This window comes from Methanosarcina sp. 2.H.A.1B.4, from assembly GCF_000979385.1.
In the GTDB taxonomy this organism is placed as follows: domain Archaea; phylum Halobacteriota; class Methanosarcinia; order Methanosarcinales; family Methanosarcinaceae; genus Methanosarcina.
In genome coordinates, this window is record NZ_JJOV01000050.1 from 26,268 (window position 1) to 51,061 (window position 24,794).

A 24,794-nucleotide genomic window follows, 5' to 3' on the forward strand; every position below is an offset into this window, starting at 1 on the left:
TTACGAGCTGGCTACCTTATTATTATTATAATTATTATAACCAGCTGGATTCTAATTATTTTTAAAACACGTATGCTGAATGGGTTGAAGCATTATGGACCAGGAAAATTCCACTCAAACAAATTTCAATCAGACACCTTTCAACCAGAAAACCTCTCTTTTAAAAGAGATCGACTTTTACCTTGTAACAGACTCCGGACTCTCAAAGAAAGGGACTTTATCCGATGTAAAGGAAGCAGTTGAAGCAGGCTGCAAGATTGTTCAGTACCGGGAGAAAAACAAGAGTACAAAAGAAATGGTCGACGAAGCATCCGAAATCAAAAGAATATGCGGTGAGAGGGCAATCTTTCTTGTAAATGACAGAATTGACGTTGCTCTGGCAGTTGATGCGGATGGCGTTCACATCGGCCAGGACGACATGCAAATTGAAACTGCAAGAAAGCTTCTGGGCTCGGATAAGATAATCGGCCTTACTGTCCACAACGTTGAGGAAGCAATCGAAGCAGAAAAAAGTAGCGCTGATTATTTAGGCCTGGGATCCATATTCGATACCTCCACTAAAAAAGATGCAGGAAAGGGAATTGGTCCTGCCAGAATAAGAGAAGTTAAAAATGCGATAAAAATTCCGATAGCTGCTATTGGGGGAATAAATAAAGAAAACTGCAAAATTGTAGTTGAAAATGGAGCTGACAGCCTTGTTGCAATTTCTGCAGTCGTTTGCAGCGACGATGTGAAAAGGGAAACCGAATATTTCATAGATATAATTCAAAAAATGAAAAACAGAAGCGTATAAGTGCACTTTTCAGGCCGGACTTAATTCTGTCCTGATTACATCCTCACAGACTTTTTATGGCACTTTTCCTTTCTTGCTTTTCCTTTCTTGCTTTTCCTTTCTTGCTTTTCCTTTCTTGCTTTTCCTTTTTCTTTTTACGCTTTTTTGGGAAAGACCGCTCTCCTGCGTCGAGCGTAACAGGAACGACCCGGTATGGCGAATACGGTTGTACGGTCGAAAGATTTGTAATTTAGTCCTCTTAAAACTTCATGGTACAGGGCTTAATGGAATGCCTTTCTGTTGGCCCTCTCCCATTTCCAGGGCTCGTCAAGAATATTGACAGTAACCTTTTCTATCCCGTTAACGCTCAGAACTTTTCGCCTGACCTGGTCCTTAAGGTATTCGATCATGGGACAGGCACTCGTTGTCAATACAAGGTTTACGTTCACACTTGTTCCCTCCACGATAACTTCCTTGACCAGGCCAAGGTTGACGATATCTATTCCAACCTCAGGGTCGATCACGTCTTTTAGCAGGGAATAAATTTGCTCATCTTCGTTGAGCACGGTTTTTTGCGAGGTTATTGCAGATATGGGCGCGGATATGGGTGAAGATTCCCCATGAGTTTGAAACCGTTCTTCTAACCTGCTTAACCGGTCAAGCATCTGGCTTACCACAGTAAGCACGGGGTCCGATAACTTATCGTGATTCAGCTGCCCCACGAGCCCGGAGGATTGCGGCCCTGCAATCCTGGCAGGAACACCCACTACAGTAGCTTCGGCTGGGACTGACCGGATCACAACCGAACCCGCGCCTACTTTAGCACCTTTTCCAATAGTAATTGGCCCGAGCACGATTGAACCTGAACCCAGAACCACCTCATTTTCAACAGTAGGATGGCGTTTTGTCCTTTCCAGGGCTGTCCCTCCCAGCACAACTCCCATGTATATGAGAACGTCATCACCTACTTCAGCAGTTTCTCCGATTACAACTCCGGACCCGTGGTCAATGAATACCCGCTTCCCGAGCTTTGCTCCGGGATGGATCTCAATGCCTGTGAGCATCCTTGAGATATGAGATGTCAACCGGGCAAGGAAATAGAAGTGTTTGTTCCAGAGAGAGTGCGCTACCCGGTGCATCCAGATAGCGTGCAGCCCCGGATAGCAGCAGAGTACCTCAAGCCTGGACCTTGCGGCCGGGTCTTTTTCAAAAACTGTCCTGATATCTTCTCTGATATCTTCCCAGATTCCCATTGAAATCTTCCAGCATTAATTGTCAAATAAATTAGTCAAAATTGTCAAAAAGATCAATCAAAATTGTCAAATGGATCAGTCAAATAAATCGGTGCTCAGATAACGCTCCCCTGTGTCCGGCAGGATAACAACAATCATTTTCCCGCTCATTTCCTTCCTGGATGCTACCTGCAGGGCTGCGTATGCGGCTGCCCCTGAAGATATGCCTGCAAGGATGCCTTCTTCCTTAGCCAGCCTTCTCGCTGTGGCAATGGCATCATCTGCAGTTACCCTGACTATTTCATCGACAAGGTCAAGCCGGAGTACATCCGGAATGAAACCTGCCCCTATTCCCTGGATCCTGTGCGGGCCCGGCTTTCCGCCGCTTAGTACGGGAGATTCGGCAGGTTCGACTGCAACCGCCTTGAAAGCAGGGTTCCTTTTTTTGAGAACACTGGCAATCCCTGTGATTGTCCCTCCTGTTCCCACACCTGCTACAATCACATCCGCTTTGCCGTCCGTATCTCGCCATATTTCCTCGGCAGTTGTCCTGCAGTGAACTTCAGGATTTGCAGGGTTCTGGAATTGCTGGGGTATATAGTAAAGAGCAGGATCTTCTGCAGCCATCTGTTCTGCTTTGTTGACCGCCCCTTTCATCCCTTCAGGCCCGGGGGTCAGGACAAGCTCTGCTCCCAGGGCCTTCAGCAGTTTTCTTCGTTCTACAGTCATTGTCTCAGGCATGACAAGGATGAGCTTATAGCCGCGGGCAGCGCATACACCTGCAAGAGCAATGCCGGTGTTGCCACTGGTAGCTTCAACAATGGTGGTACCCTCTTTGATTTTCCCCTCACGTTCGGCTTCTTCGATCATTGCCAATCCGATTCTGTCCTTTACACTTCCCATCGGGTTAAAGGACTCCACTTTTACCACCACATCCGCATGAAGACCTTTAGTAATGTGATTTAACCGAACAAGCGGCGTGTTACCGATTGTCCGGGTTATGTCTGAGTATATTCGCTCCATATTATCCGCCTTTTTGCTGCAGTTTTTTCCTGAAACTTGCCGTTCTCCATAGTTCATACCGGCTTGAATTGGACCCTCAGTCATACGCTGTAATAAGGAGTATGCAGGGAAATTCACAATTGTGAACTACGTGTGGTCTTAAATATAAAGTTATCGAGCAGACAGTGTACTGTAATGAACTGCAAAGGAAAAACTAAGAGTCTAAAGACATCGGAGGCGTGATTATAGAAGATGAATATGGAAGATGAATATGGAAGATGAATATGAAAGATGAATATGAAAGATGAATATGGAAGAGTCAGTAAAGTGGATGCCAGAATGAGATAAAAGTTTTAAAATAGACTGATAAAATAGACTGATTTAAAGTGAACTTATTTAAAATCAGAATATGTCATTTTATTCAGTTCACTTTTTGTTTTCAGGTCACTTTTTGTTTTCAGTTCACTTTTTGTTTTCAGTTCACTTTTTAGCTTTCTTCTTTTTAACTGCCGGTTCTTCCGCAACACAGGTGCTACTGCAGTCGCTCTCAATTCCTCTTGCACTTGTACATATCTTGCAGATCCTTGGTACAAAGTCGTCGACTTTATTGTCGATTAAGTCCTGAGCAAGTTTTTCAATCAATTCTTTCGTCTCGCCCTGGAACTCGATTCTGTATCCTCTTTTTCCCGAAATATACTGGGAAACTGCCGACGGAGCAATCCCCAGCAGCTTTGCAGAAGCTGCCTGTGACTGTCCTCTATTTACAAGTTCGATTGCAAGACTGGCCCTTATTGCGGGGACCAGATCCCACACAATCTTCTGACACGGAGTTTCCATGATTATCATCACTTCTTTAGGTTTTACAATTGAGAACGAATATATCTTATATAGATATATATTTATTTTCAGTGTTAAAAATAATAATAAGATTTACCTGCGAAGCAATATTCTCAAGGGGACTGCTGAATTTCAGCTGTTTCATCGGTTCTATCAGGGAAATTTTCCAGGATAAAACTTAAATAGTCACAATTGTTATGCTTATTCACAATTGTTATCATCGGTTATCATCACTCACAATTGTAAAGGTGCAAATGTGACAGTTGAAAACAGGACCATTTACATGGATAACTCTGCTACAACTCCTGCAAGAAAAGAAGTTGTTGAGGAGATGCTTCCCTACCTGACAGAAAACTTCGGAAATCCTTCTTCTATCTATGATCCGGGAAAAATCTCAAAACGTGCAATAGAAAAAGCAAGAAAAAAGGTCGCCGATGCCATCGGGGCTGAAGAAAATGAGATCTATTTCACATCCGGAGGCACCGAATCCGATAACTGGGCATTAAAGGGGATAGCCTTTGCAAACAGGAATAAAGGACATCACATAATCACTTCTTCTATTGAACACCATGCCGTCCTTCACACCTGTATCTGGCTGGAAGGGCAGGGATTTGAGATAACATACCTGCCGGTGGATAAATATGGAAGAGTGTCCCCTGAGGAGCTGAAAAATGCGATCAGAGCCGACACAATACTCATTTCCATAATGCTTGCGAACAATGAAATAGGGACAATTCAGCCTGTAGAAGAAATCGGAAAAATCGCAAGAAAGAACAGGATATATTTCCATACGGATGCGGTCCAGGCAATAGGCCATGTCCCTATAGATGTCAAAAAAATGAATATTGACCTCCTATCCCTTTCAGGGCACAAGTTCGAAGGGCCAAAGGGTTGTGGAGCCCTCTACATACGAAAAGGAACAAAAATAGAACCTCTTCTCCACGGCGGAGCTCAGGAAAGAAAACGCAGGGCGGGAACCGAGAATGTCCCTGCCATCGTGGGCCTTGGAAAGGCTATAGAGCTTGCAGCAGGCGAGATTGAAGAAACGAATAAAACCCTGCTGGAAATGAGAGAGCGCCTGATTAAAGGGCTTCTGAAACTCCCGAAAACCCACCTCAACGGCCATCCCACAGAGCGGCTTGCAAACAACGTAAATGTCACGTTTGAGTACATAGAGGGCGAATCCCTCCTGCTTCTGTTAAATGCTAAAGGAATTTTTGCATCCACGGGAAGCGCGTGTAATTCTTCTTCGCTTGAACCCTCGCATGTGCTGACAGCCTGTGGAGTTCCGCATGAGATAGTTCACGGTTCTCTGAGGTTGAGCCCTGGAAGGATGAATACCCGGGAAGATGTGGACAGGGTGCTTGAGGTTCTGCCTGAAATAGTACAGAGACTCAGAAATATGTCACCACTGACCCCTCAGGAGTACAGGACCCTTTGAGAGACACTTGTAGGCTGGCGGGTAAAAACTTCAGGCTGGTGGGTAAAAACTGCAGGACAATTTGGGAAAAAAATAACCTGAATTTGGAATAGTTTGAAAATAGAAAAATAATGTTTGAGGATAAATCATGGATTACAGCGCTAAAGTGATGGACCATTTTTCGAACCCCAGAAACATGGGAAGCATTGAGAACTGCGACGGAGTAGGAGAGGTGGGGAACGCAAAGTGCGGAGATATAATGAAGATCTTCCTTAAAGTCGAAGATGACCGGATTGCGGATGTGAAGTTCCAGACCTTTGGATGCGGGGCTGCAATTGCATCAAGCAGTATGGCAACCGAACTTATCAAAGGAAAGACCCTGAAAGAAGCCTGGAAACTTTCAAACAAAGCAGTTGCAGAGGCCCTTGACGGGCTCCCTCCGATAAAAATGCACTGTTCAATGCTTGCAGAAGAAGCAATCCATGAGGCAATTAATGACTATCTGCGGAAAAATGGACTTGAGCCGTGGACAGAATGAGCCACAGTATGTTTGAGAAATAGAGTAACTTTGAAAATCAGATCCCTTTAGAAAATGAAGTTACTTTGAAGATGATATCACTTTGAAAATGAAATCACTTTGAAAATGAAATCACTTTGAAAATGAAATCACTTTGAAAACGGAATTACTATGGAAAATGGAATTATTATGGAAGATCAGTTAATTGCAGAGGAAATAAAAATACTCAAAAAGGAAAGGAATGCCATAATCCTTGCCCACTTTTACACCCGCAGGGAAGTGCGGGAAGTTGCGGATTTTGTGGGCGATTCCCTTTCCCTCTGCAGGGAAGCAGTTAATTCGAAAGCTGAGGTTATCGTTTTTGCAGGCGTCCATTTCATGGCAGAATCGGCATCGATTCTTTCCCCTGAAAAGTTAGTCCTTTTGCCTGTCCCTGATGCGGATTGCCCGATGGCAGATATGGTCACTGTAAAGGCCCTCCGGGAAGAAAAAGAAAAACATCCGGAAGCAGCTGTTGTATGCTATGTAAACAGTTCAGCCGCAGTAAAAGCCGAATCCGATATCTGCTGCACATCTGCAAATGCAATAAATGTGGTAAATTCAGTCGAAAACAGTGAGATTATTTTTGTCCCGGACAAAAACCTTGGCGCATTTGTAGCTCTTCATACCGATAAAAAGATACATCTCTGGCCCGGGTTCTGCCATGTTCACGAGAACATCGGGGATGAGGAGATAAAAGAATTAAAAAAAATGCACCCTGATGCAGAATTTCTTGCACACCCAGAGTGCAGGCCTGAGGTCCTTAACCTTGCTGACCACATTCTCAGTACCTCAGGGATTATAAAAGAGGCGGAAAATTCAGATTCGACGGAATTTATAATCGGGACTGAAAAGGAAATTGTTAAAAATCTGAACAAAAAATACCCGGATAAAAAATTTTATCCTGCTTCTGAAAAGGCTTTTTGCTATAATATGAAAAAAATCACCCTCGAGTCCATTCTCAACAGTCTCCAGAATATGGAATACGAAGTCCATGTTCCGGAGCATATAAGAGTAAAAGCAAAAAAAGCGCTGGACAGGATGCTTGCGATTAGTGGAAATAGAATCTAAAAGAAAGGACTGCAGGGTTCTTTCCCTGACTTTTTCGCGAGATATCTTTTATTAAATTATCTCCTCTGTACCATATTTATTTCCCCGGATCATATTTGTTGGTGGTTCCTGCTTAATAGGTTGGTATTATTCAGAACATCCTGAGATGAAATCTTTTTATTCTCTTCTGCGCCTTAAAGGGCTGAAATCGTCTCATCTGCCCGCAAAAACAAATAACAGGCGGATTCCCTAACGGTATTAAGAAAAAACGAGATTATAGTGAAATGCCTTCCTGGTTCGAAGAATACTTCCCTTGACCCCGGAAACCGCTTTTCAATTCACAGGGAAATATCGGACGTATCCGCCAGCTTGTCTGGCGGCTCTGCAAAAAAAGGAGAAAAAAGAAGAAAGATAATAAGAGAAGAAAGAAACACGAGGTTGAAATCTCCAGTAAAAATCTATAAAACTTCACTTTTACTTTATAGCTTTTCTTTCGGGTCTTTTCTTCTTCTTTTCACTTTTTTGAAAGACCGCTCTCCTGCGTCGAGCGTGACAAAAACGACATGATAAAGCGAATGACGTTTGCGGGTCATAAATATTTTTAATTCTGTCCTCTTGAATTACGCTCACTGCTATAATCCATCAAGTAGTCCTCTTGAGCGCAGCGAAAAGGACCTCGTGCTGTTGCACTTACAGTGCAACTCCCAGGAAATCTCTGATTTCCTGTGATCCCGAAGCGAAACTCGGGAGGCGAAACTCTGCCGAGGCGCAATTCGGGTTTTAAAAAATATCAGCCATGTAATGTGGACGACCTATTTTTTCCCCGGTTCGATTTTTTCTTATTGACGGATAATTATTTATATATTAATCACAATTGTGATTATGTCTTCACAATTGTGATGATTCCTGAAAAGCAAATGTTTGTCAGAATGGCAGAGTGGTTATGCCTCCGGCTGCAACCCGGAGATACGTGAGTTCGATTCTCACTTCTGACTTTGAATAACAGCTGAAAAAGAGGTAGAAGAGAAAATGGTGCAGGATATAAGGGTACAGAAGACGTTTGAAGCCTTGTTTGCCCTTGAAGATATAAGGGAGATTTTCAGAGGGACTTTACCCACGGGTCTGAATGAAACCGAAGAACAGGAATTTCAGAAAAAGATCTCGGCTCTCAAAAATGTAATAAATGAGCTTGAAAGCGGGACAGGAAAGCCCGAAGTTTTCAGGCTTGCAGGAAATCTTCCTGTCAGGGACAGAGAAGAATCCTTCATAAACATCCAGCCTATACAGGCAGCCGGAAAGCTGACTGTTGACGCAAGAAAAGCGCTTATCGCTTATGGCGACGGCTATTCTACCTGTGATTCATGCAAAAAACCTTTCAGGCTTGATAAGATCACAAAGCCTGGAATTGCGGATTTCCATTCCGAACTTGCAGATTTTCTCAATATGGATGAAGCCAGGGTTGTCCCGGGAGCAAGAAGAGGGTTTCAGGCAGTTGCATCTTCTTTACTCGAAAAAGGAGATATTGCCCTCGTCTCTTCCCTTTCTCATTATACCGAGTTTCTTTCTGTGGAAAACGCAGGCGGCATTGTAAAGGAAGTACCCCTGAATGAAAAGAATATAATTACAGCCGAAGCAACCGCAGAAAAAATCGAAGCAATCATCAGAGAAACCGGAAAAACCCCTAAAATCGTGATGATGGACCATTTTGACTACCAGCTGGCAAATGAGCACGAGATAAAGGAAATCTCAAAGGTCTCACACCAGTACGATATTCCGCTTCTCTACAACGGAGCCTATACCGTAGGGGTAATGCCTGTTGACGGAAAAGACCTGGGAGCTGATTTTGTAATAGGGTCAGGCCATAAGAGCATGGCGTCTGCTGCACCGTCCGGGGTCCTTGCAACAACCGAGGAGTGGGCTCCTGTCGTCTTCAGGACAACTCAGATGAAAGGGGACCTTACTGAACGCAAGTTTGGCATAAAAGAAGTTGAAATGCTCGGCTGCACCCTGATGGGAGGGACTCTGTTCTCAATGATGGCGTCTTTTCCGGCTGTAAAGGAACGGGTAAAACACTGGGACGAAGAAGTGGACAAATCCAACTACCTGATGGACAGGCTCCTTTCGATTTCCGGCAGCAAGGTATTGTCCGAATACCCCCGAAAACATGCCCTTTCCAAAATCGATACTACTGACAGTTTTGATACGGTTGCGAGAAGCCATCCGAAAAGGGGCTATTACCTGAGCGACGAACTTTCAAAAAGAGGAATTGTCGGCTTATTCCCCGGAGCAACAAGAGCCTGGAAGCTGAGCACGTACGGGCTTTCCCGGGACAGAGTAAAGTACCTGGGAGATTCCCTGGTCGAGATAGCAGAGAAATACGGTCTGGAGGTAAGATGAGATGACGGACGAAAACGGAAACAAGAATGAGAACGAAAGTAAGGAAAATAAAGAAAGTAAGGAAAATACAGGAAGTAAGGAAAATACGGGAAGTAAGGAAAATAAGGAAAGCCTGAAAAAAAAGAGGTTTGAAAATCTGGGAGTTTCTACTTTAGCCGTGCATGCAGGAACAACACCTGATCCGGCTACAGGAGCAAGGTCAGTTCCGATTTATCAGACAGCAGCGTATGTGTTCAAAGACACTGAAGAAGCAGCCGACCTTTTCGGGCTTAGAAAAGCAGGCAATATTTATACGCGCCTGATGAACCCCACAACCGATGTCTTTGAGAAAAGGATCGCTGCCCTTGAAGGAGGCATAGGCGCCCTTGCAACAGCCTCAGGGATGGCTGCAATTACAACGGCTCTTCTCACCTTTACAAAACCCGGAGATGAGATCGTTTCAGGGGACAAGCTCTATGGTGGGACCTACGAGCTTTTCAATTATACGTTCCCCAAACTCGGAAGAACCGTAAAATTCGTAGACTCAAGCAGCCCCGAAGAATTTAAAAATGCAATCTCCGAAAGCACAAAAGCCCTGTATGTGGAATCAATAGGAAACCCGGGACTTGATGTGGCTGACCTTGAAAAACTTGCAGAGATCGCCCATGCAGCAGGAATCCCCCTTGTCGTGGACAATACTGTTTCTCCTTTGATCTTAAGGCCAATAGAACACGGAGCAGATATAGTCATATGTTCTGCAACAAAATTCATAGGAGGGCACGGGACTTCGATAGGTGGGGTAATTGTTGACTCCGGAAACTTTGACTGGAGCCCTGAGAAATTCCCTGAGATCTGCGACCCCGACCCCGGATACCACGGCCTGAAATACAAGGAAGCCTTCGGAAAGGCAGCTTTTATTGGAAAAGCAAGGGTGCAGTTCATGAGGGATACCGGAGCCTGCATTTCCCCTTTTAACTCCTTCCTGTTCATATTGGGGCTTGAGACTCTCCCCCTGAGAATGAAAAAACACTGCGACAACGCCCTTGCAGTTGCAAAGTTCCTGGAGGGCCACCCGAAAGTTTCCTGGGTCTCCTATCCGGGCCTTGAGTCTCACAGGAGCCATGAGCTTGCAAAGAAATACCTCAAATCAGGTTCCGGAGCAATAGTAGGCTTTGGAATTAAAGGCGGAATCGGGGAGTGCAAAACGTTTATTGAAAGCCTTGAGGTCTTTTCCCACCTTGCAAATATCGGGGATGCCAAAAGCCTCGTAATCCATCCGGCTTCAACCACCCATGAACAGCTGTCAAAAGAAGAACAGCTGGCATGCGGAGTAACTGAAGACTTCATCAGGCTTTCCGTAGGAATCGAGGACGAAAAAGACCTGATTTTCGACATCGAACAGGCACTTTCAGAGGTTTGAGTGAGTATGGTAGTTTCCGGGAGTTCTTCGAAATCTAAATCTAAAAAACTGTTTTCGGAAAAAAAAGGCCAGAGCATCGGGATAGTCCGCTCGATGAGCTATAAAATCCCGGGAACCTTCAGCCTGGAGAGCGGAAAAACCCTTTCCGGCGTCAGGATAGAGTACGAAATGTACGGGAAGCCGAATGCCGATAAGAGCAACGTTATCCTGATCTGCCACGCCCTTACGGGAGATGCCCATGCTGCCGGGTTCTACAAAGGCGACAAAAAACCCGGCTGGTGGGACATTGTAATCGGCCCCAATAAAGCGTTTGACACTGAAAAATACTGTGTTATCTGTTCAAACATACTGGGCGGCTGTAAGGGCTCTACAGGCCCTTCTTCCATAGACCCTGAAACCGGAAAACACTACGGCATTTCCTTTCCTGTAATTACCATAGCAGATATGGTAAAGGCCCAGAAAAAGCTTGTCGAGCACCTCGGAGTAAAACAGCTTTTTGCGGTTGTGGGCGGCTCCATGGGTGGAATGCAGGTGCTCCAGTGGACGGTCAGCTACCCTGACATGGTAAAAAAAGCAATTGCAATAGCGACCACAGCCTCCACAACCCCGCAGCAAATAGCATTCGGAGCAATCGGAAGGAAAGCCGTAACCGATGACCCTAAATGGAACGGGGGAAACTACTACGGGAAAGAAATCCCTGCACAGGGGCTTGCCCTTGCCCGCATGATAGGACATATTACATACCTGAGTGACGCTTCAATGCAGAAGAAGTTCGGAAGGCTCCAGTGGGATACCGATAAGTCAGGTGCAAAAGCAGGTACAAAAGGCACAACAGGCACAGGGGATACGAGTTTGTCTGAACTCCCCCCTGAATTATCCCATGACTTCACCCCAAACTTCCAGGTCGAGAGCTACCTGAACTACCAGGGAGATAATTTCACAAAGCGTTTTGATGCCAATTCCTACCTGTACATCACAAAAGCCGTGGATTACTTTGACCTTGCAAAGAACGGTTCCCTTATAGAGGGCTTTTCCGGAGTTACTGCAAAATGCCTTGTAATTTCCATCTCTTCAGACTGGCTCTATCCCCCTTACCAGTCGCAGGAAATCGTCTCGGCTCTTACTGCAAACGGAGTAGATGCCAGGTACGAAGAAATCAGGTCTCAATACGGACACGACGCCTTCCTGCTCGAAGAGGGACAGCTGAACTACCTGATAAGGAGCTTCCTCTCGCAGATCCTTGTAAGCGATGTAATGAACCGGAATTTCTATTCGGTCTCAAGAGACGAAACAATCGAGCATGCATCAAGGCTCATGGTAAAAGAACGTGTGAGCCATCTGCCAGTCATATCAGATAACGGAAAGCTTGAAGGCATCGTCACCTCCTGGGACATTACAAAAGCGGTTGCCTGCAAAATAAATGAGCTGGATGAAATTATCACACGGGATGTCAAGTATGTGTACGCAGACGAAAGGATTGAGAAAGCGTCCTCAATAATGGAAGATTACTCAATTTCCGCACTTCCGGTCATAGATTCCGAGCACCGCGTAATAGGCCTTGTTACAAGCGAAAGCATAAGTGCCCTTATCGGCAGGTTCGGTTGACTAACCGGGAGATTCTATTCCGGGGCGGCCTGAATAATAATTTCCGCTTATTCCTGTCCCGCGCCCGGGTGCGGATGAGGCCGGCCGGCTTAGAGTAATGAAAATTAAAACGCAGGTAGGCGCTCCCGGTTGATTTTTTGAGCAAAAATACTGCTGGCCTGGCTGGCTTGAAATTCTGAATCTTGAAATCTGCCCCTTACAACTCTACCCCCTATCTCACGTCGTTTTTGTCACGCTCGACGCAGGAGAGCGGTCTTTCAAAAAAGTGAAAAAAGACCAGAATAAATCCTCAATTTTGTCCTGATCAGAACCGGATAAGGCAGTGTACCGAAAGTTCTGTAAATTTCAATTTACAATGCATAAGTTTTGGCAGGTCGCGAATTTGCTAAAAATTCAAAGTTAATTTTTGGCTCTTCGTTGTTTTGTGTGGATATTCTCATAAAAACCAACGCGGTCTTGAATTGAAAATCATCTTCTCCATAGAGAATGACGAAGAGCCTAATTTTTTGTGTACTGAGTATAATTCCGTTCTCTCAATATTGAATTTTCAAACTACCAACTTCTTGATATTTATGATTTTACAGAACTTTCGGTACACTGCCATTTCTAAATGATTTTGCTCTAAAGTATCCGGTAATCGGTCATATATTCCGTATTCTTAGATAATGTAGAATAATTGAGTTTAGAAAAGTATAGTATGAAAGGATGCAAAAAAATAAGAGGGTTTAAATTCACTCAACTGTGTGAATTTTAATAACATGTAAGAAGAAATTATTACATGCCAAAATTATCTAATATTTGATCATATGACTGTTCAAGCATACAGATCCTGCCGTCTTTCCCTAATCCGAAGTCGAGAGCGATTGCAAATGGTCGATTAAAATCTTTCGCAGTGTCGCAAAGTGCTATCAAATGTTGTCGACTAACTCCGAAAACAGCACAATCTTTTGCCCCATCGGCTTCTAATGCTCTCTCAGCAGACTTTTTTGATATGAATAATGCTATCGCCCCATTAAGTGCTGTCTCCCCATGAGAATTATATCTCGACATATATAGTGCTATCTTTTCACTAGGTGAATAACATGTACCTGTATTTTTCCCATCTTCAGTTACTTCCATAATAATCCAATATGGATCTCCATATGTATTTTCGTCTGGCAAAAGCCATTTCACATGGTTAAGAGTTAGGGGATATATATTTGGCAAATCTTCAGTAGTTATTAGCTCTATTCCATAGAATTTTGCTTCTAGTTTAGCTCCTTTTTGGTATCCATTCGCAGCGATCATAAAACCAGTCTTAATATTGCAGCCATCAAGTTTTGACTTAAAAGCGTCGAGCTTTTCTTTTTCTACATTTCTATTGTAATTTTTACATTCAATTGCGACTTTATGAGTTACTCCTGCTATTTCAACTTCACAAAAAACATCGAACTCATGTAGGGCTCCAGATTTTGCTTTTTCTTTGTGGTTCTTTATAATTTTGAAATTTTTTAAATGCTCGTTTTGCAACAGAATTGAGTAAACGTTTTCAACATTATTCTCTAATTCCTTACCTGCTTCTTGCGACTTGGACATATTTCCTCCTTAGTAAATCTTGAAACTATATTCTTTCAGAAGAAAAATACGATGAAATATTATTCCAAATCATATTCAGCTAATATTTCATCGTATGAATGTTTTAACGCAAAGAGACATCCATTTGAGTCAAGTGACAAAACGCTGCTGATTAGTAATTCACATTTAAAAACCTGTGAAAGGAGACAGATCCATTTCAATTGTTGTCGACTAACTCCAAAAACAGCACAATCATTTGCCCCATCAGCTTCTAATGCTCTCTCAGCAGTCTTTTTTGATATGAATAAGAATATTGGTCTGTATCGCTCGTGGACGATAATTTCTAACATATTGAACTCGTCGCCATTGAGTGAATAATATGAACCTGTATTTTTCCCATCTTTAGTTACTCTCATAATAGTCCAAAATGGATCCCCATGTACATTTTCGTCTGGCACAGAACAGGCCGTGGCTAAAAGCAACATTCCGGGTATATTGGGTAACTGATCATCAGTTATTAGTTTTATATCATTAAGATCCGCAAATTTTTTTGCTCCTGCATTATAGCTTTTAGTAGCTAGAATAAAACCAGTAATATTATTGCATTCATTAAGTTTAGATTTAAAATCTCTGACCATTTCTTCTGTTATTCTTTTATTGTAATATTTGCATTCTATTGCAGCTTTAATGGATACTCCCGCTATTTTGACCTCATAAAAAACATCAAATTTATGCTTAAACCCACCCTGTCCAATTTCGATATGATTCTTTTCAATTTTGAAATTTTTTAAATTATCATTTTTTAGCATACGTTCGAAAACGCTTACAATATAATCCTCTAGCTCTTGCTCATTCTCTTCCCACTTAGACATTTGCTTAGACATATTTCCTCCGGAGTATAGCCTACAATCAACTTTCAGCATAATCACAGCTAGTCGAAAAACGTTGAGAATGCAGGATTTATAAAAAAGTCTTTTATTCTCAAATTCTTAGGAATTCCTTATACAGAAAGAATGAATAATAACGGTTTTGTTTTTATTCAAAATTATATAATATTAAAAATATAAAATGTGGCAGAGTTCTTACTCTGGTTTATCCTCAGTAATCTCAGGTAAAACCTTCATGTTCAATTAGTTTTTCTTCAAGAAAAAGCAGATCTGCACTTATCACACTACATGTCTCTTTTTTGGGGTTCGAAGTCTCGAAAGCCTGGCCACAGTTGGCTCTTCGTCATTCCCTATGGATAAGATGATTTTCAATTCAAGGCCGCGTTGGTTTTTATGAGGATATCCACACAAAACAACGAAGAGCCGGAATAAATGATATAGATATTACCAAAACTTGCACCAAGGCTTACTAATTTCCATGCTCTCCGGAAACAGCTTAATGTTTAATCTGCTGTTCTTCTAGAAATTGATACAGGTGTGCTTGGAATGGCTGATCTATTTAGAAATAGTTCATAAATTGATTATACCAATTTTAGATTCTATTTTCCCACTTATTTTTTCCCAAACTGTTCTATAATCAACCGCTTTATTTATTATTATCTTAAATGTTGATAAAATATCGTTTTTTAACTCAGATACAACAAGGTTATCGGATTGAGTACAGACAGTCTGAGCGTAAGTTAAATCAAATTTAAAGCTATTTATAACAAATCGTGCAAACTGGCGTGGACAATTGTCATAGTTCATATAGAAATATCTTTTAACCAATCCACTTAATGCTTGTTTGTATTCTGTGGTCAGAGATGCTGTTTCGATTTTAGTTAATAATCGCTGTGCCTGATACATCTGTGCTTGATCTATGTTTATTTTGATTTCATTTTGTGTATCTTGCATATATTTCCCATAAAAGTAAATGTCACCAACATACTAATATTTTTTTATATATTTGTTTTTAGGAAATTACTACAACTTCCATCAAGGCTTTTTACTTTCTGTGTTCTCTGAAAGCAGCTTAATGTTTAAACTGCTGTTTTCTTATGAGTGAGTTTGATAAAAAAGGATAGGAGAAGCTATCCTTTCCCAGTAATCTTTAATTTAATGATTCTATTGTTATTTCATACGGTTGAGCAGTATTTATAGAAAGATAATAATCTCCAGATCCCCTCATTATAGTAGAATCTGAATTAGAGCCAATCACATTTGCAGCTACCCCTTTTAGTGTGCCATCAGAGCCATATACATAAATTTGGAAGTTCATGGCTCCATATTGACCAGGTTCGGTGTTCCAAGATATCTTCCATTCGTTTGAATCTACATGGAACGTTTCTGTATCTTTGATAGAGCTACCAGACCAAGTAGCAATGACGCCAGAATTTTTCTCGGTTTGTGTCGAGTCTGTTAAGTCTGTATCTGGAGCATACGCAACTATATTCTGCATATGTTCTCCCGCTAAGTTTTGATAAGTTTGAGCTGTTTGTAAATCAACGTTTGCCCCAGTTACATCTCCATCTTGCATTTTGATTGATGCCAATGAATAATATTTACCTAATTGAACAAAATCCAAAAGAGCTGATTCATACTCACTTTTTACGTATTGAAAGAGCGAAGAAGAAGACAGTTGATATTTTTGACTTTCTTCCAGCTTCATGAGTGCATCAGCTTCTAGCTTATTTCCTGCATTCTCCAAACTCTTATAATCGTTGTTATCTGTTGCGTTTGAAATACTTTCAAAATCAGATGCGAGCAAAAAACAACCGTTTCTATAGCTACTCTCCCACTCAGCATCGCTGCTCAGAGTTGACGATTGGTTCGTCTGCTGTGTTTCCCCTTCTATTCCCTCTGCCTTGATTACTCCTGTCTGCATTTCTTCAGATTCTACTGAGTTTACAGAACCGGTGTCCGATTCAGTGCATCCTAAACACATTGTAAATCCAAGAATTATAAAAATTACCAGAATCATATTTTTTTTATTCATCGTCACACCACCAGCAATTTACACTTTTATTGTGATAGATTAGGCATACTAAAAAAGAGATTGATTTATCTTGAAATGATATGCTTTTAAGCAGTCTATATTTTTCATTCAATGCTCTAAAAATCTGTTGATTTGTTTAACTATTCTCATTGATTCTCTCTGACTTCTGTGCAGAAAGCCCTCAAGAATCCTTACAAAGGGTCGAATCTATTTTCTCGATGAATTGCATATCTTATCAATCTCGTTTTCAAGCTCTTATGAACTCAATATTCCCCACTCTGCAAATCGCTTCTTAATATCTCTCATTTCGTAATCGGTGAAAGACAGGCTTTGATAATGCATTAGAGATGTTTTTGGATCGTGACCCTGCCTACTGTATATGCTATATTCAGGAATTTCACATTTTAACATCCAGGACTCAATTGTTTTTCGAGTGGTTTTATTCTCGACGTTTTGATTTTTTTTCCCGTATTTTTTCCATATATAAACTATAAGTACTATAGCCATTATAATGAAGAATATGGCTGAGACTACCACCATACAAATAACAAAACAAACACGCGACCAGCTACGTGCTATCGGATCTATGGGAGACGATTACAATACCGTCATCGAGAAACTGATCATCGAGCATAACAGAAACCGGCTCGTAGAATACGGTCAAAAAGTAGTAAATGAAAACAAAGAAAAGTTTGTGAGTGTAGATGAGCTTTGATGTCCTGGTGCTTCCAGAATTATTTGACAGGATACCCTCAGAGCTAAAACAACACATTAAATCGGCAATTAAAGAACTTAATGATCCTTTTCCCGGAAGTGGGGGAAACAAAAAAGAAATTAAGGGTGCCGGAAAAGTTTCATACCGCCTCAGAGTAGGAAACTTTCGCATTTTCTACAACGTAGATAAAGACGAAAAGAAAGTTTATGTTTTTGATATTCTCACAGCTGAACAGGCGCACAAGAAATATGGAAGATTGTAAGCTGCTGTAGCTTTTATAAAGACTTGTGATCTGTCTTTTCATGCTCTTTCTCTTTTAGATATCGTGTTTAAGGCCATCACAAAGCTGGAAACGAATATTAGAGCGAGTACTGCTATATTTAAAGGGCTGTTTATAACCGTACTGGCAAAAGGACCGGTAATTGAATAAGTCGCGGTACGCAGCCCATAGTAAGCTGATTCCAGAAGCAATGCTATAAGTGAGATCTAAATAAATTTATTTCAGTCGAATGTCCTGCGAATTTTTAGAGCAAAAATACTGCAGGTCTGGCTGGCTTGAAATTCTAAATCTTGAAATCTTCACCTTACAGCTCTACTCTCTGTCTCACATCGTTCTTGTCCCGCTCGACGCAGGAGAGCGGTCTTTCAAAAAAGTGAAAAGAAGACCAGAATAAATCCTCAATTTTGTCCTGATCAGAATCGGATAAACTAAAAATGTCTCTGTTTCTAAAACTCTTGTTTCTAAAACTCTCTATACACTGGATATTATTTTCAATGTAAATTTCAAGTTTAACAACTTCAAAAGAATCCAGCCTATAAAAACACCATTCCAGGTTAAAAGAAAAGCTCGTAAAGCAGAAGCTATTTCCGATATACCTGAATCTTATGGTGATGTACTCCAACAGTGATTTACTGTGAAAATCGCATAATCATATACAAATTCAAGCCTTTCGTTTTTTAATGTGTTGGTGTCTTAAGATGCCGTTTAATGTCGGTGCCTGGTCGGGTGATCGGGTACTGATTGAAGCCTGGCTTTCTTTTGAAGGTTTTATTTAGAAGAGAAGTTCGTTCAGAGAACTCAATGAGCATATCAGTTTTGTGATATCGAGTGATGTTTTTAGACGTTTACACCGTTCATCTGCTTATGCGTTTGATCAGATAACCGATAGCTATGAGCATTGTAACCAGTTCTCGTGCGAAGTTTACTCCGTTCATGCTGGCTACGTGGTTGATCAGATAACCGATGGCGATGAGCGTTGTAATCAGTTCTTTTGTCTCGATATCATGTGAAAATGTTTTATTGTTTATTACAACGGGAGCGCAGAGGGTCACGAATACCCTGACCTTTACAGGCTGTCCGACAATTCAATTTCAGGATAAAAAGATGGTAAAAAAGGCATTTAAGGCTTTTAAATTGGAGAAGAAGGAATTCAATTAGAATATAATTATTACTGAAGATGATTATCGGGCAGCCTGTTCAGGTTGGAGTGGCCGCACGCAATTTGATTTTAGCATAAATCTCCCCCCGCAGTCAACGATCTCTGCCCATTGGTCCGAAGGCATCGGAAGGGTACATTTTGACATCGTAGTGGCACGAACTGCCCGTCGTTCTTATTCTCGTGCCTGGGTTTTTGCAGGAGCAGTCCATTGCTCCTGCCGATGCCAATCGATCAATGGCTAGTTATAATGCAATTTTATAATGCAATGCACAGACGAACGGTGTTTAATAGTTTTTGTGCCTGGGTTTTTGACCTTTTCTGGAGGGGTTGTTCATCCTATTTACCGGCTTTGGCAATCTTATTTCCGGTCTTTCAATTACAATCTTCTTCAGAGCAGGTAGTGCCTGTTCCTTAATATCTACATCATTGTCTTTCAGCACACTCATGAAATTAGCATGGTCATTTTTGGAAAGGATATTTATCGCTTTTCCTTCTGTTCCTGCTCGTGCAGTTCTTCCAATCCTGTGAATATACTGTTTACTCTCCCTGGGAATATCATAATTGTAAACATGGGAAACACCCTGTATATCAAGTCCTCTTCCGGCTACATCTGTGCATACAAGGACACCTATGTTCCCGGAATGGAATTTTTCCATTATGCGAGTTCTTTCGTTCTGTGTCAATCCTCCATGAATTGCCACGGCATTGATACTTGATTTTCTCAGGTTTTTTGCGACTTTGTCAGTGTTTCTTTTTGTGTTACAGAAAACCATCCCGAGGTTTGACTTCTCATTTTGTAGAAGGTACACGAGCAGAGATAATTTCATTTCATCCTGTACTTTATAAACGACCTGATTCAATTTTTGCGGGTCGATATAAGACTCTGCTGATACTCGAACCGGGTTTTCCATGTACTTGCGGGAAAGCTGGACAATATCTTTTGTAATTGTCGCAGAGAACAAAAGGGTCTGCCTGTTTTGAGGACATTCCTTGATAATTTTTTCTACATCCGCTTTGAATCCCAGATCAAACATATGGTCTGCTTCATCAAGGACAAGGGTTTTCACATTATTGAATTTGATAGTATTTCTGCTGATATGATCGAGCAGCCTACCGGGTGTTCCCACAACAACCTCGGCATTCTTTAATTCTTTAATTTGTGGATTGATCCCTACACCGCCATAGATAGATGCGATATTTAACGGGTCGTATTTTGAGAATTTCCTGAACGAATTTGCCACCTGCTCCGCCAGTTCTCTTGTGGGGGTCAGGATCAAAGCCTGAATTCCTTTTCCTTTTTCGGAATTTTGTAATATGCCGGAAGCAAATGCGAGTGTTTTTCCGGAACCCGTTGCGGATCCGGCTATAACATCTTCCCCAGCAAGTATTAGGGGAATTGATTTTTCCTGTACTGCTGTAGGGCTTTCAAAGCCATGTTCATCTATTGATTTCAAAACAGCATTACTGAGACCTAGTTTTTTAAAATTATTCATAGTTATACTTTCCGTGATTTGTCTGAAAAAGCTACTTAATTGCTTTTTCACATTTATATATTTAAGATATATTAAAAACAATTAAGAGCTATAAGCACAACTTCAGAAAAGTTAAGATTAATTTACTGCTTAAATGTTAGTAATCGCTTATAACGGTGAACTCTCCCTTTATACTTTTGCCTATTTTGATGATGTGATTACCCAGCATTCATTGTTCTTCCAAAGGTTCGACCCCAAATGGGTATATCCGGATGGCATGACTTACGAAGAATATCAGGCTGCAATGGATAAGATGTGGCCCAGCATGGCAGAACCGGACGGGGAAGGCATAGATCTGCACCCATATGACCCCCGGCGGCATTTTATAGCGACCAGCGAAGGTGTAATCTTCAGTCAGGCACCCCCTTAACCGAAGAAGACAGGCTCGAAGCGGACCGGCTTTGGGACAGCATAGCTATGCCAGGAACCAGCCCAGGCAAGAAACAGGAAAATAAAAAGTGATATGTTTCACCCATATGTCTTTCACCCTTAACAACCACGTTTTGGAGCGGGTTAAGGCATGGGAAAAACTGGTTTTGGGAGGTCAGGTTAAGGCTTAAGGGGAGTTAAGTTTTAAAGTCAAGGGGTCAAAGCTGACCTTCCACAGATGCGTCGATTCTTGCTGGAAATAAAGAACTGTCTTAAGATCTATTACTATATAACCTTCTCATAATCCTTATTTTTAAACTTGTAACAATTGAGAACATTCTTTAATTAATTTAGAGTGTTATAATGTTTTAGGGACAAAAATAAAGCTTTATAAAGTTTTAAATCGGCATCGCGTTTTTTATTCGATCTCAAAAATATAAGTATGTTTATATGTTAACTGTCTCTACTATTTTTGATTACGGGTGTTCCCGGACCAAACTAAGAAAAAAAACAGGAGAAATAAAATGAAAACTAATAGAAAGTCTATATGGAAAATAACATTATCTGTTTTCACCGTATTAACGGTGTTGACTTTATTGTCTACAGCAGCCTCTGCATCACTTACTATATACAAAACGCCCCTTGGTGCAGGAACTCCTCCAGCAACACAACGTCTAACCGGCGGAGGTAATTCCATTGATTATACAGCAGTAGCCGCTTCAAGTACTGATCCACGAATAGTACAATTTAAGGATCTTTCAAGAGGTAAAGAGACCTATATCAGATGGGACTTTGGAGATGGAACTTCTCTCTCAGGAACAAAAATTACTCCACAACTAAAAAATCCGGTACATAAGTTTCCAAAGACTGGTTATTATATTAGTGGTCTGACTATCAGGTGCACTGGTTATAATGGATTGTTGTGGGTTCATAAAACACTTATAATTAAAGCATAAGACTGTTGTTATTAAATGATTTGATAAAGTTAAAAGTTGACTTACCCCTTCCATTTTTTATAAATTACTTTTTATATTACTAAAATTCTTTTTTTGTTTAAAATCGCAATCATCTAACGCGAGATTAATTTAGCGATATGTTTCTTACTATTTGTTTGCATTTACCCCCCTAAAGTTATATAGCGGACTGAAAGGATTAATCAATCATTTTTTCAATTTCTTCCTGAGAGGATGAAACGCTCCGTAATGAATTAATCGATTTTTTTTATATTTGTCTTTTAAACAGCTCAACCGAATACTTTCACTTTCCTGCTGACCTGCAGGAATTTTTCTGAAGCCAAAATTCTGGTAGTCTTCGGCTATATGGTTGATATTCGGGGATCAGACTTCCCGGCGCGGCTAATGATTTCATTATTATCTACTGTACGCGGGCGGGTTCGAGTGGAGCGCGGCAGGTGAAAAGAAGGAATGTGAGATGCAATTTACGGTCATTCAGGAAGAATAACAACTAATTCATTGGTCATCGGTTAAGATTTATTTTCCTCCTCTCTTTACTGTTTTTCCATCTACTCTTTTTATTCAAACCATTCTTCTCTGAACCTTTCTCTGTTTACATGTGGATCTAATGCTTGATTTTCATATACTCTCATCAATCCCGAAACACAAGAGTCATACCATAATTCCTCTAAAATACTTACTCAACACTCTGCTAATTTTTACTTCTTCTAATAAGTTTCTTCATGATATTTCAAGTTCCTCAGAAGTACAAACCTTACCTAACATAGGGAAGATCACATCTGTAGCAAAGTTCTGAGCCTCTTTGCTAATCGAAGCAACGCAGTCACTCAGGACAACACAATTATATCCCCTGTCAAAAGCTCCCCTCACCGTACCTTCAACACAGAGGTTCGTCACAGCACCTCCAAAGAGCAGGGTATCGCAGTGCAAGGCCATGAGTATCCGGTCGAGATCCGTATTGTGAAAACCGCTCATTGTATGGTGTTTGGCGACTATGAGGTCTTCCGGATGAGGCTTGAATTCATCTATGATCCTCCCCTGGAATTCTCCTTCTTCATGACTTATTTGAGTGAAGTCCATTTCCTTAATGGGTTTCCAGAAATCGATGTTCGGTAGGTTATTATTCAGAGCCTGGGATATCTGAGGCCGCAGCTCCATTACAACGAAGATTACGGGTATCTTTGCTGCCCTGAATCTTTCTATGGCTTTGGCAGTTCTTTTCACCATATCCTTTTCCTGAGCAAATTTCCAGGCACCCCAACCTGCACCAAACCCGTTTTCATGAAGAACAAAGTTCTGTGCATCCACAATGATGAATGCAGTACTATTTCCATTAATCTTTGTCATTAATGCACCCCCTAAAATAAAATAATGTACAAATAGTGTATACATAGTAACGTTGGTTTGTAAAAAAATATAATATTTGAATTATTTTTACTAAACTTTATTACTAATTTGAAATGAAGAAAAAGAAATCCTTTTTCACGATGAATATTATTTTGAATGGATTAATAAATTAGTCCATATTTTATAGAATTCTAGCCTCAAAAAATAGCGTACACTTTTTCAACGTTGCATATATCCCCTTAATTTAGTGCGAGGGATGAGATTCTAACCCCTGAATTCCTTTGAATCAAATTTAAAATCCGATTCCTTCAATCAAGTTGCAGCACTTCAGAATCAATCCCTCCGGATATAATCTCCTACAAATCACGCAGAGCCTCTACAATGGATTGAAATTAATTTCCGTAATAACTTATCCCGAAGCATGAATTAAATCTCCACATTTTAGTCCTGAGAGAAAAGCATTTCTGCGCACCCGGATAAAAACTATCAACCTTCACAGACCTTCGGTATCAAAAAGTAAAGTGAATTACATACATCATCGGTCAAGCGTTAGATAATCACTCATGGATTCGTTTTTTGTTGACAGTAATTCTTCATAAATGTGGAATCTCTTTAAAAAAGTGGAGTGAAAAATCACTCCAGAATTACCTCGTTAGCCGCTTCCCATGCAGGCTGGTTTATAACCAGTAACTCAAGGTCAACATCTCCGGTATTCTCGATGTATTGCTTTGCGTTTGCAGGTACGAGGACAAGTTTTCCTTTTTTCAGTTCAAATGGTACATCTTCTATGTAGAGCATGCCTTCACCCTCAAGAACATAATATGTTTCCGGGTTCTTCATAATGAGGGTGGCAAGGGGATCACCTGGTTTAACTAGAAAATGTGCAATGCTGTAATCCAGGTCCATATCCATTTCAACTCTATTCGGGTTGATCAGATTTCTAACGGTTGCGTCTCCAAAGTAGTTGATATCTTCAATGTCTTCAAAGTTTTTGTTATAGATGTAGCCATCTACGTAAAAGCCGGAATGAACAAGGTATGTCTGGTTACCGATAGAAGTTCTCTTGACGAATGTGCACTTCTTTGAAGGTTCTGTCTCACCTGGTTTTGGCCAGTCATAATTGACCCATCCCTCGCCTTCTTCGCTTAAAGCAGTGTCTATGAGCATCCTGCCTAACGGTTTGCCGTTGTAGTCTTTAAGATCGCTCACATTCTCGCCCTCGCCGCTTGTTTTTGGAGGGAAGACAATACGTATTCCTTCAGTTTTCCAGACGGTGATGTAGGAATCATTATGATACCACTGGCTGTCTTTTTCTCTGAAATCGGGAAATGCAAGCTCTCCTTTTTCCTCTATCAGGTCAATAGCTGCATTGACCCGGGACATTGTATACTCTTTCTGGGCTAACAGATCGGTCTGATTTTCTTCAATTGTTTGTTCTTTCTGTTCAATAACACCTTTCTGTTCAATAACACCTTTTTCTTCTGATTGCACACAGCCGGAAACTGCCAGCAAGAGAACAGTGATGAACAGAACACAAAGTACATTTTTAAAATGATTCATATTGTAACACCTGTCAAATATATTTAAAAAATGGATGGAATTATCCACTCGAAACAGCGAAGAGGCATGAATCAGCGAAAAGACAGAAATCAGCGAAGAGACCGAAATCAGG

The 24,794-nt window shown here is 41.1% G+C and carries 22 protein-coding genes; 11 read left to right on the forward strand and 11 right to left on the reverse strand.

Features of this window, described 5'->3' with window-relative positions:
* Nucleotides 1–94 precede the first annotated feature (94 nt).
* On the forward strand, nucleotides 95–793 hold the full coding sequence (thiE, locus tag EO92_RS07855) for a thiamine phosphate synthase (protein WP_052734303.1): 699 nt from the start codon (nucleotides 95–97) through the stop codon (nucleotides 791–793).
* A 260-nt stretch (nucleotides 794–1,053) separates the two neighbouring features.
* Here the strand turns inward: thiE and cysE are convergent, their stop codons facing one another.
* From cysE to EO92_RS07870, 3 genes are all read right to left on the reverse strand, one after another.
* Nucleotides 1,054–2,025: a serine O-acetyltransferase gene (cysE, locus tag EO92_RS07860; RefSeq protein ID WP_048170628.1), complete on the reverse strand. Its 972-nt coding sequence runs from the start codon at nucleotides 2,023–2,025 to the stop codon at nucleotides 1,054–1,056.
* A gap of 75 nt (nucleotides 2,026–2,100) precedes the next feature.
* Nucleotides 2,101–3,027 (reverse strand): cysteine synthase A, encoded by a 927-nt coding sequence (gene cysK / locus EO92_RS07865; protein ID WP_048170676.1) that lies wholly within the window; start codon nucleotides 3,025–3,027, stop codon nucleotides 2,101–2,103.
* 459 nt (nucleotides 3,028–3,486) lie between these two features.
* A complete protein-coding gene (locus EO92_RS07870; protein ID WP_235283253.1) occupies nucleotides 3,487–3,852 on the reverse strand; it encodes a transcriptional regulator in 366 nt (121 codons plus the stop codon).
* Nucleotides 3,853–4,126: 274 nt separating this feature from the next.
* Here EO92_RS07870 and nifS point away from each other — a divergent pair, with 274 nt between their 5' ends.
* The 6 genes from nifS to EO92_RS07905 all read left to right on the forward strand — a co-directional run bounded on the left by nifS (nucleotide 4,127) and on the right by EO92_RS07905 (nucleotide 12,270).
* Nucleotides 4,127–5,284, forward strand: coding sequence for a cysteine desulfurase NifS (gene nifS, locus EO92_RS07875; RefSeq protein ID WP_048170678.1), 1,158 nt, complete (start codon nucleotides 4,127–4,129; stop codon nucleotides 5,282–5,284).
* A 127-nt stretch (nucleotides 5,285–5,411) separates the two neighbouring features.
* A complete protein-coding gene (nifU, locus tag EO92_RS07880) occupies nucleotides 5,412–5,801 on the forward strand; it encodes a Fe-S cluster assembly scaffold protein NifU (protein WP_048170630.1) in 390 nt (129 codons plus the stop codon).
* A gap of 168 nt (nucleotides 5,802–5,969) precedes the next feature.
* Nucleotides 5,970–6,890, forward strand: a complete 921-nt coding sequence (nadA, locus tag EO92_RS07885; protein WP_048170680.1) for a quinolinate synthase NadA — start codon at nucleotides 5,970–5,972, stop codon at nucleotides 6,888–6,890.
* A 1,008-nt stretch (nucleotides 6,891–7,898) separates the two neighbouring features.
* A complete protein-coding gene (pscS, locus tag EO92_RS07895) occupies nucleotides 7,899–9,266 on the forward strand; it encodes an O-phospho-L-seryl-tRNA:Cys-tRNA synthase (protein WP_048170635.1) in 1,368 nt (455 codons plus the stop codon).
* Between the two features lies 1 nt (nucleotide 9,267).
* Nucleotides 9,268–10,665, forward strand: a complete 1,398-nt coding sequence (locus tag EO92_RS07900) for an O-acetylhomoserine aminocarboxypropyltransferase/cysteine synthase family protein (RefSeq protein WP_082107977.1) — start codon at nucleotides 9,268–9,270, stop codon at nucleotides 10,663–10,665.
* Between the two features lie 6 nt (nucleotides 10,666–10,671).
* Nucleotides 10,672–12,270 (forward strand): homoserine O-acetyltransferase, encoded by a 1,599-nt coding sequence (locus EO92_RS07905; RefSeq protein WP_048170636.1) that lies wholly within the window; start codon nucleotides 10,672–10,674, stop codon nucleotides 12,268–12,270.
* Nucleotides 12,271–13,044: 774 nt separating this feature from the next.
* Here the strand turns inward: EO92_RS07905 and EO92_RS07910 are convergent.
* The 4 genes from EO92_RS07910 to EO92_RS07925 form a co-directional block, all read right to left on the reverse strand.
* On the reverse strand, nucleotides 13,045–13,845 hold the full coding sequence (locus tag EO92_RS07910; protein WP_048170638.1) for a restriction endonuclease: 801 nt from the start codon (nucleotides 13,843–13,845) through the stop codon (nucleotides 13,045–13,047).
* Nucleotides 13,846–13,904: 59 nt separating this feature from the next.
* Entirely contained in the window at nucleotides 13,905–14,708 is an 804-nt protein-coding gene (locus EO92_RS07915; protein WP_048170640.1) for a restriction endonuclease, read from the reverse strand.
* Nucleotides 14,709–15,281: 573 nt separating this feature from the next.
* Nucleotides 15,282–15,665: a hypothetical protein gene (locus EO92_RS07920; protein ID WP_048170642.1), complete on the reverse strand. Its 384-nt coding sequence runs from the start codon at nucleotides 15,663–15,665 to the stop codon at nucleotides 15,282–15,284.
* Nucleotides 15,666–15,861: 196 nt separating this feature from the next.
* A complete protein-coding gene (locus EO92_RS07925; RefSeq protein ID WP_048170644.1) occupies nucleotides 15,862–16,746 on the reverse strand; it encodes a hypothetical protein in 885 nt (294 codons plus the stop codon).
* A 520-nt stretch (nucleotides 16,747–17,266) separates the two neighbouring features.
* Here EO92_RS07925 and EO92_RS07935 point away from each other — a divergent pair.
* Together EO92_RS07935 and EO92_RS07940 are read left to right on the forward strand one after the other, a co-directional pair.
* A complete protein-coding gene (locus EO92_RS07935) occupies nucleotides 17,267–17,461 on the forward strand; it encodes a hypothetical protein (RefSeq protein ID WP_048170646.1) in 195 nt (64 codons plus the stop codon).
* Nucleotides 17,451–17,723, forward strand: coding sequence for a type II toxin-antitoxin system RelE/ParE family toxin (locus tag EO92_RS07940; RefSeq protein WP_048170648.1), 273 nt, complete (start codon nucleotides 17,451–17,453; stop codon nucleotides 17,721–17,723). Before EO92_RS07935 ends, EO92_RS07940 begins: the two co-directional genes overlap by 11 nt.
* A gap of 872 nt (nucleotides 17,724–18,595) precedes the next feature.
* Here the strand turns inward: EO92_RS07940 and EO92_RS07950 are convergent.
* Nucleotides 18,596–18,793: a hypothetical protein gene (locus tag EO92_RS07950; RefSeq protein WP_048170651.1), complete on the reverse strand. Its 198-nt coding sequence runs from the start codon at nucleotides 18,791–18,793 to the stop codon at nucleotides 18,596–18,598.
* A gap of 391 nt (nucleotides 18,794–19,184) precedes the next feature.
* Nucleotides 19,185–20,354 (reverse strand): DEAD/DEAH box helicase, encoded by a 1,170-nt coding sequence (locus tag EO92_RS07955; protein ID WP_052734306.1) that lies wholly within the window; start codon nucleotides 20,352–20,354, stop codon nucleotides 19,185–19,187.
* Between the two features lie 172 nt (nucleotides 20,355–20,526).
* Between EO92_RS07955 and EO92_RS07960 the strand changes: the two genes are divergently transcribed.
* Both EO92_RS07960 and EO92_RS07965 read left to right on the forward strand, forming a co-directional pair.
* Nucleotides 20,527–20,802 (forward strand): hypothetical protein, encoded by a 276-nt coding sequence (locus EO92_RS07960; RefSeq protein WP_048170656.1) that lies wholly within the window; start codon nucleotides 20,527–20,529, stop codon nucleotides 20,800–20,802.
* A gap of 523 nt (nucleotides 20,803–21,325) precedes the next feature.
* Nucleotides 21,326–21,757, forward strand: a complete 432-nt coding sequence (locus tag EO92_RS07965; protein WP_048170658.1) for a PKD domain-containing protein — start codon at nucleotides 21,326–21,328, stop codon at nucleotides 21,755–21,757.
* 738 nt (nucleotides 21,758–22,495) lie between these two features.
* Here the strand turns inward: EO92_RS07965 and EO92_RS16690 are convergent.
* A complete protein-coding gene (locus tag EO92_RS16690) occupies nucleotides 22,496–23,122 on the reverse strand; it encodes a cysteine hydrolase (protein WP_052733448.1) in 627 nt (208 codons plus the stop codon).
* A gap of 633 nt (nucleotides 23,123–23,755) precedes the next feature.
* The gene (locus EO92_RS07975; RefSeq protein WP_052734305.1) at nucleotides 23,756–24,682 is read right to left on the reverse strand and encodes a cache domain-containing protein; all 927 of its coding nucleotides are present in this window, start codon (nucleotides 24,680–24,682) and stop codon (nucleotides 23,756–23,758) included.
* Nucleotides 24,683–24,794 lie beyond the last annotated feature (112 nt).

Excerpts from the sequence above, each read along its gene's own strand:
- EO92_RS07900 (WP_082107977.1), top strand. The coding sequence starts at position 9,268 with ATGACGGACGAAAACGGAAACAAGAATGAGAACGAAAGTAAGGAAAAT.
- EO92_RS07935 (WP_048170646.1), top strand. The coding sequence starts at position 17,267 with ATGGCTGAGACTACCACCATACAAATAACAAAACAAACACGCGACCAG.
- EO92_RS07915 (WP_048170640.1), bottom strand. The coding sequence starts at position 14,708 with ATGTCTAAGCAAATGTCTAAGTGGGAAGAGAATGAGCAAGAGCTAGAG.
- cysK (WP_048170676.1), bottom strand. The coding sequence starts at position 3,027 with ATGGAGCGAATATACTCAGACATAACCCGGACAATCGGTAACACGCCG.
- nadA (WP_048170680.1), top strand. The coding sequence starts at position 5,970 with ATGGAAGATCAGTTAATTGCAGAGGAAATAAAAATACTCAAAAAGGAA.
- EO92_RS16690 (WP_052733448.1), bottom strand. The coding sequence starts at position 23,122 with ATGACAAAGATTAATGGAAATAGTACTGCATTCATCATTGTGGATGCA.
- nifS (WP_048170678.1), top strand. The coding sequence starts at position 4,127 with ATGGATAACTCTGCTACAACTCCTGCAAGAAAAGAAGTTGTTGAGGAG.
- pscS (WP_048170635.1), top strand. The coding sequence starts at position 7,899 with ATGGTGCAGGATATAAGGGTACAGAAGACGTTTGAAGCCTTGTTTGCC.
- EO92_RS07960 (WP_048170656.1), top strand. The coding sequence starts at position 20,527 with ATGTTAGTAATCGCTTATAACGGTGAACTCTCCCTTTATACTTTTGCC.
- EO92_RS07920 (WP_048170642.1), bottom strand. The coding sequence starts at position 15,665 with ATGCAAGATACACAAAATGAAATCAAAATAAACATAGATCAAGCACAG.
- EO92_RS07905 (WP_048170636.1), top strand. The coding sequence starts at position 10,672 with ATGGTAGTTTCCGGGAGTTCTTCGAAATCTAAATCTAAAAAACTGTTT.
- cysE (WP_048170628.1), bottom strand. The coding sequence starts at position 2,025 with ATGGGAATCTGGGAAGATATCAGAGAAGATATCAGGACAGTTTTTGAA.
- thiE (WP_052734303.1), top strand. The coding sequence starts at position 95 with ATGGACCAGGAAAATTCCACTCAAACAAATTTCAATCAGACACCTTTC.
- EO92_RS07940 (WP_048170648.1), top strand. The coding sequence starts at position 17,451 with ATGAGCTTTGATGTCCTGGTGCTTCCAGAATTATTTGACAGGATACCC.
- EO92_RS07910 (WP_048170638.1), bottom strand. The coding sequence starts at position 13,845 with ATGTCCAAGTCGCAAGAAGCAGGTAAGGAATTAGAGAATAATGTTGAA.
- EO92_RS07975 (WP_052734305.1), bottom strand. The coding sequence starts at position 24,682 with ATGAATCATTTTAAAAATGTACTTTGTGTTCTGTTCATCACTGTTCTC.
- nifU (WP_048170630.1), top strand. The coding sequence starts at position 5,412 with ATGGATTACAGCGCTAAAGTGATGGACCATTTTTCGAACCCCAGAAAC.
- EO92_RS07870 (WP_235283253.1), bottom strand. The coding sequence starts at position 3,852 with ATGATAATCATGGAAACTCCGTGTCAGAAGATTGTGTGGGATCTGGTC.
- EO92_RS07965 (WP_048170658.1), top strand. The coding sequence starts at position 21,326 with ATGAAAACTAATAGAAAGTCTATATGGAAAATAACATTATCTGTTTTC.
- EO92_RS07925 (WP_048170644.1), bottom strand. The coding sequence starts at position 16,746 with ATGAATAAAAAAAATATGATTCTGGTAATTTTTATAATTCTTGGATTT.